We start from the raw sequence: 3,809 nt of genomic DNA on the forward strand, positions 1-3,809 counted from the left end.
CGGGCCTGCAGCAGGGAGGCCACAAAGACGTTCGCCACCGGGTCCGCGTCGGCCAGCGCCGCCACCCCTGGGGGTGTCGGCCGGTCGGTCAGCAGGCGGGCCGCGCCGTCCGTGGCGGCCCGGACGTCCAGGTCAGTGGACGCTGACCACCGGGGCGCCGGCTGCAGCGTCGTCACCGCCGTCCTCCTCGAGGCCCATCTCCGCGGCGATGCGGCGGGCCTCCTCGATGAGGGTCTCCACGATCTGGTCCTCCTGCACGGTGCGGATGACCTCGCCCTTGACGAAGATCTGGCCCTTGCCGTTGCCGGAGGCCACACCGAGATCGGCCTCGCGGGCCTCGCCCGGGCCGTTCACCACGCAGCCCATGACGGCCACGCGCAGCGGGACGGTGACGTCCTTGAGGCCCTCGGTGACCTCCTCGGCGAGCGTGTACACGTCCACCTGGGCGCGGCCGCAGGACGGGCAGGAGACGATCTCGAGCTTGCGCTCGCGCAGGTTCAGGCCCTGCAGGATCTGCAGGCCGACCTTGACCTCCTCCACCGGCGGGGCGGAAAGGGAGACGCGGATGGTGTCCCCGATGCCCTGGCCCAGCAGGTAGCCGAACGCGGTGGCGGACTTGATGGTGCCCTGGAACGCGGGGCCGGCCTCGGTCACGCCGAGGTGCAGCGGCCAGTCGCCCTCCTCGGCGAGCAGCTCGTAGGCGCGGGCCATGATCACCGGGTCGTTGTGCTTCACGGAGATCTTGAAGTCCTTGAAGCCGTGCTCCTCGAAGAGGGAGGCCTCCCAGACGGCGGACTCCACGAGGGCCTCCGGGGTGGCCTTGCCGTGCTTCTTCAGCAGGCGGGGGTCCAGGGAGCCGGCGTTGACGCCGATGCGGATGGAGGTGCCGTGGTCCGAGGCGGCCTGCGCGATCTCCTTGACCTTGTCGTCGAACTTCTTGATGTTGCCCGGGTTCACGCGCACGGCGCCGCAGCCGGCCTCGATCGCCGCGAACACGTACTTCGGCTGGAAGTGGATGTCCGCGATGACCGGGATGGTGGACTGCTGCGCGATCACCTTCAGGGCCGCGGCGTCCTTGTCCGTGGGGCAGGCGACGCGCACGATGTCGCAGCCGGCGGCGGTGAGCTCGGCGATCTGCTGCAGGGTGGAGCCGATGTCATGCGTCTTGGTGGTGGTCATCGACTGCACCGAGACGGGATGCTGCGAGCCGACGCCCACCGAGCCGACCTGGATCTGCCGGGTCTGCCGGCGCGGGGCCAGCACGGGCGGCGGGGCGGACGGCATTCCAAGGCTGACGGGCACTTCGGCTCCTAAGGGTTTCAGACGCAGGTGGGATGTTCGGGTGCGCGGCCGGCGTCGGCCGTGCGCACCCATCCTAGGTGCTGTGCCGCCGGTGGGCAGGTCCCGGGTGACGCCCGCCTCGGCCTCGGGCCGAGGAGCATGGGTCACGACGACGGCCGCCCGCCTGGCGCGGGCGGCGCGCCTGAGGTGCGGGGAAATGGCTCAGAACAGGCGGATTGGCTTGACGATGTCCGCCACGATGAGGATCACACCCATCAGCAGCATGGCCGCACCGACCGCGTAGGTGAGCGGGAGCATGGTGGCCAGGTCGAACGGGCCGGGGTCTGGACGCCCGGTGAGCCTCGCGAACCCGCGGCGCAGCTTCTCCCAGAGCGCGCCGGCCACGTGGCCGCCGTCCAGGGGCAGCAGCGGGATGAGGTTGAACACCATCAGGGCGATGTTCACGCTGGCCAGCAGGGAGAGGAGCAGCGCACCCTTGTCCCGCAGCGGGACGTCGTCCAGGGCGGCGGCCTCGCCGGCGATGCGGCCCACGCCCACCACGGACATGGGCCCGTTCGGGTCGCGCTCCGCCGGCGTGACCACCGCGACGGCGGTGTCCCAGAGCCGTTGGGGCAGCACGAGCACGACGTCCACGACGCCGCGGATCTGCACCCCGACCTGCTCGACGGCGTCCAGCGGGGTGCCGCGCACGTTCTGGATCTGCGACCCCATGCCGATGAAGCCGACCTGCTCCGTCTTGGCGGTGCCGTCCGGGGCCCGCTCGGGGCGGCCCAGGGCGTCGGTGACGGGACGCTCGGTCAGCCGCGGGGTGAGGGTGCCGGACATGGCCTGCCCGTCCCGCGTCCACTCGATGTCCGTGGGCTTCTCCGCGCGGGCCCGGATGGCGGCGGAGAGCTCGTCCCAGGTCTGCACCGGCCGCCCGGCGAAGGAGGTGACGGTGTCCCCCGGCCGCAGGCCGGCGGCGTGGGCCGGGGCCACCGGATCCCCGTCCCGGCACTCGGCCTGCCCGGACTCGGCGCGGGACTGCTGCTCCTGGGAGGTGACGACACAGCGGAAGACCTCGGAGGCCGTGGTGGTGGGGGTCGCGGTGCCGACGGTCATGACGAGCACCGTCATCAGCGCCAGGGCGATCAGCAGGTTCATGAAGGGCCCGCCGAGCATGATGACGATGCGCTTCCACACCGGCAGCTGGATGAACTGGCGTCCCTCGTCCGCGGCGGTCAGCTCCCCGGCCGCCTGGGTGCGGGCGTCGTGGGCCAGCTGGCCCATCTGCTGAACCAGGCCGGTGGAGGCGGTGCGGGCGGCCTGTCCGTCCTTCGGCGGCGGGAGCATGCCGACCATGGAGACATAGCCGCCGAGCGGGATCGCCTTGAACCCGTACTCGGTCTCGCCGCGGCGCCAGGAGACGACGGTCCGGCCGAAGCCGATCATGTACTGCGTGACGCGGACGCCGAAGAGCTTGGCGGGCACCAGGTGACCGACCTCGTGCAGCGCGATCGACGCGGCGATGCCGACCGCCATGGCCAACACGCCCGCCACGAACCAGAGGACCTCCACGCTCACCACCGTCCGCGCGCGGCCTGGCGGGCCCACGCCTCGGCGGCCAGCACGGAGTCCACGGTGAGCTCCTCCCCCGCCCCGGGCACGGCCGCGGGGTCGTAGGAGTCCACCACGGCGCGGACCGTGTCCACGATCGCCGGGAAGGAGATCAGGCCGTCGTGGAACGCGTCCACCGCCTCCTCGTTCGCGGCGTTGAAGACGGCCATGTGGGTGGGCGAGGCCGCGGCGGCGGCCTTCGCGGCGGCCACGGCCGGGAACGCCTCCTCGTCCAGCGGCTCGAAGGTCCAGGAGGTCGCCTGCGTCCAGTCGCAGCCGGGGGACGCGCCGGGGACGCGGTGGGGCCAGCCCAATCCGAGTGCGATCGGCAGGCGCATGTCCGGCGGTGAGGCCTGCGCCAGGGTGGAGCCGTCCACGAACTCGACCATGGAGTGCACCACGGACTGCGGATGCACGACCACGTCGATCCGCTCCAGGGGGACGTCGAAGAGCAGGTGTGCCTCGATCACCTCCAGGGCCTTGTTGACCATGGAGGCGGAGTTGGTGGTGACCACCCGGCCCATGTCCCAGGTGGGGTGGGCCAGCGCCTGCGCCGGGGTGACGTCCTCGAGCTCGGCGCGGGAGCGGCCGCGGAACGGGCCGCCGGAGGCGGTGACCACCAGGCGGCGGACCTCGGCGGCGGTCCCGCCGAGCAGCGCCTGGGCCAGGGCGGAGTGCTCCGAGTCCACCGGGACGATCTGACCCGGGGCCGCGGCCTGCTTCACCAGGGCGCCGCCGACGATCAGGGACTCCTTGTTGGCCAGCGCGAGGCGATGGCCCGCCTGCAGGGCGGCGAGGGTCGGGCGCAGGCCGATCGACCCGGTCATCCCGTTGAGCACGGTGTCCGCGCCGGGCCAGGCGGCGATCCGCTCGGCGGCCTGAGGACCCACGAAGACCTCGGGCCGCGGGGA

3 protein-coding genes are annotated in these 3,809 nt (G+C 72.6%); all 3 read right to left on the reverse strand.

Features of this window, described 5'->3' with window-relative positions; all coding sequences use genetic code 11:
- Positions 1–132 precede the first annotated feature (132 nt).
- Positions 133–1,284: a flavodoxin-dependent (E)-4-hydroxy-3-methylbut-2-enyl-diphosphate synthase gene (gene ispG / locus AC2W7A_RS10280; RefSeq protein ID WP_485991272.1), complete on the reverse strand. Its 1,152-nt coding sequence runs from the start codon at positions 1,282–1,284 to the stop codon at positions 133–135.
- A gap of 219 nt (positions 1,285–1,503) precedes the next feature.
- Positions 1,504–2,868: a M50 family metallopeptidase gene (locus tag AC2W7A_RS10285; protein WP_485991270.1), complete on the reverse strand. Its 1,365-nt coding sequence runs from the start codon at positions 2,866–2,868 to the stop codon at positions 1,504–1,506.
- Positions 2,862–3,809, reverse strand: a 948-nt coding sequence (locus AC2W7A_RS10290) for a 1-deoxy-D-xylulose-5-phosphate reductoisomerase (protein ID WP_485991271.1), incomplete at its 5' end; no start/stop codon positions are given. The genes AC2W7A_RS10285 and AC2W7A_RS10290, both read right to left, overlap by 7 nt.

Source organism: Micrococcus sp. LASM2_SD2, assembly GCF_057364565.1.

What these genes read in the sequence shown, in the direction of transcription:
- ispG (WP_485991272.1), bottom strand. Translation starts at nt 1,284, where the DNA reads ATGCCGTCCGCCCCGCCGCCCGTGCTGGCCCCGCGCCGGCAGACCCGG.